This window comes from Bartonella sp. AD328YNZD (assembly GCF_042196425.1).
Genome location: NZ_JBHIQG010000318.1, coordinates 1 through 2,654, shown reverse-complemented (window position 1 = coordinate 2,654; position 2,654 = coordinate 1). Strand labels below are relative to the sequence as shown.

2 protein-coding genes are annotated in these 2,654 nt (G+C 37.8%); both read left to right on the top strand.

Annotated features, from left to right (window positions below; all coding sequences use genetic code 11):
• The coding region (locus ACFIO3_RS11180) for a polyprenyl synthetase family protein (protein ID WP_375704471.1) at nucleotides 1–924 on the top strand (924 nt) is incomplete at its 5' end.
• Between the two features lie 95 nt (nucleotides 925–1,019).
• Nucleotides 1,020–2,654 (top strand): tetratricopeptide repeat protein (locus ACFIO3_RS11175; protein ID WP_375704470.1); only part of this gene is annotated, 1,635 nt, incomplete at its 3' end.

Here is a 2,654-nt window from a genome sequence, read left to right as displayed (position 1 = left end):
AATCAATTTATTCTCTCTATGGCAAAATCAGAGGTTGAGATGATCCCTGAAATTTCTAACCATCTTATTTCATCAGGTGGAAAGCGATTACGCCCAATGATTACGCTCGCTTCTGCTCATATGTTCGGTTATCAAAGTGACGGGCATATAAAACTCGCAACAGCTGTTGAATTTATGCATACAGCAACATTACTACACGATGATGTGATTGATGAAAGTAATTTACGACGTGGAAAATCTACAGCACGTATGATTTGGGGGAATCAAGCAAGTGTACTTGTTGGTGATTTCCTATTGGGGCAGGCCTTTAAAATGATGGTCGATGTCGGTTCCATAGAAGCGCTCTCTGTCCTAGCCAACGCTGCTGCAATTATTGCTGAAGGAGAAGTTATGCAACTTTCTGCCGCAAAAAATATAAAAACCAGCCCTTCAGAATATCTCAAAATCATCGATGCAAAAACAGCAGCACTTTTTTCAGCAGCCGCTGAAGTAGGACCCATTATTGCTGGCTATGGAAATAAAGAGCGTTCTTCATTACGTGAATATGGAACATCCTTAGGTTTAGCTTTCCAATTAATTGATGATGCACTTGACTATAGCGGTAGTGCTCAAAACTTAGGAAAAAATATAGGGGATGATTTTAGAGAAGGAAAAATCACAATGCCTGTTATTCTCGCCTATGAGCGTGGGAATATGCTAGAAAAAGATTTCTGGAAAAAGGCACTTGAAGATGGCAATAATAATGATGAATCCTTCGCACACGCACAACACTTAATGGAAAAGTATGATAGTATCACAGATACAATAGAACAAGCACGCATCTATGGAAAATATGCAATTGATGCTCTTGTTCCCATGAATGAAAATCTTGCTTATAATGCTCTCGTTGAGACTGTTGAATTTTGTATTGCGCGCGTAAACTGAATTCTTTGCAAGAATCGCAGTATTTCTCAACAAAGTAATGAGATATGATCTATAAACAACACCATCAATTGATTATCTTGAAAAGGATTAGCTCCATGTGCTCTGCAACGGTATCTCGACTTTTTGCCCTCTTTATCGTGGGTATCATGCTGATGCCATCCCTCACCTACAGTAAAATAAGTGCAGCAACTCATACAAGCTCATTTACAGGTGCTTATTTAGCTGGAAGGGTTGCAAATCATGAAAATAAAACAGAACTTGCTATCAATTATTTTAAACAAGCACTGGTTTATCAACCTGATAACATTGAAACACAAAAAGAGCTCCTTGAAGCTATGCTCTCGGTCGGAAACTTTAAAGAAGCTGTCCAACAAGCCCAAAAACTCAAAGAGAACGATGTTATAACTCCCTTTGTTTCCTTAACTTTGTCAGTAGAAAGTCTCATCAAAAAAGATTATAAGAATGCCAAGGCTCTTCTGAAATTAAAGGAACTTCCTACGTCCAATAATCCAATACCTGAACTCATCGGCGCTTGGATTACATTTGGATCTGGACACAAATCTCAGGCAATCGATGATCTTAAGAAACTCAAAGGTCCTGTCTGGTATGATCTTTTTATATCTTATCATCTAGCACTTATGAGCGACCTTGCAGAACGGCCAAAGGATGCAAAAAAATATTTCATTAAAGCACTGAGTAACAAACAGGGAACTCTTATCGCTCCTAATACTTATGAGCGTATTATCATAGCCTATGCCTCATTCCAATTGCGCCATAATATGCGCAACCAAGCCCTTCAAACAATCCAGCATGGCGAACAAATGTTGTCAGGTCGAGAAGTCCTTAAAAACTTTCAAGAAAAAATTGAAAAAAATTCTTTCTTAGAGAGAGTTATTAAAACACCTCAACAAGGAGCAGCCGAGGTATTATATAATTTTGGAACAGCCCTCAACTACAAAAACTCAGGGCGAATTGCACGTATTTTTAAGCAATTATCTTTCGCCTTATACCCTCAAAATGACGCAACACTGTTTCAGCTCGCACACATTTCTGCTAAATTGAACGATCCACATCAAGCAATTAAACTTTATCGCGCTTTATCCCCTAAATCTCCTTATTATAAAGATGGACAACTTCATCTTGCATTCCTTCTTGCCAATAACAACAATTACAAAGAAGCAATAAAATTACTCACATTGTTAAATAAAAAATTTCCCAATGATCGTAATATTTTGATAACGCTCGTTGCTTTTTATATGCAGGACAATAAATTTCTTGAGGCTATTAAAACTCTAGACTACGCTATTACAAAGATAAAAAACTTTCAGCAGGACGATTGGAAACTCTTTTATCAGCGTGGTATTGCTTTTGAACGTTTAAAGCAATGGCCAAAAGCAGAACTTGACTTGCGAAAATCACTTGAATTTTTCCCAAATCAACCGCAGGTTCTTAATTATTTAGCCTATTCCCTTGTGGAACGTGGTGAGAAGCTTGAAGAATCGCTCCGTATGCTACAAAAAGCCTCTGCTTTGCAAGCTCACAACAGTCATATTCTCGATTCTTTAGGGTGGGCTTATTATAAACTAAAAGAATATAATAAAGCAGTGCAAATATTAGAAAATGCTGTCAGATTACAACCTGAAGACCCAACACTGAATGATCATTTAGGGGATGCCTATTGGAAAGTTGGACGTAAACGTGAAGCAATCTTTCAATGGAACCACGCAATT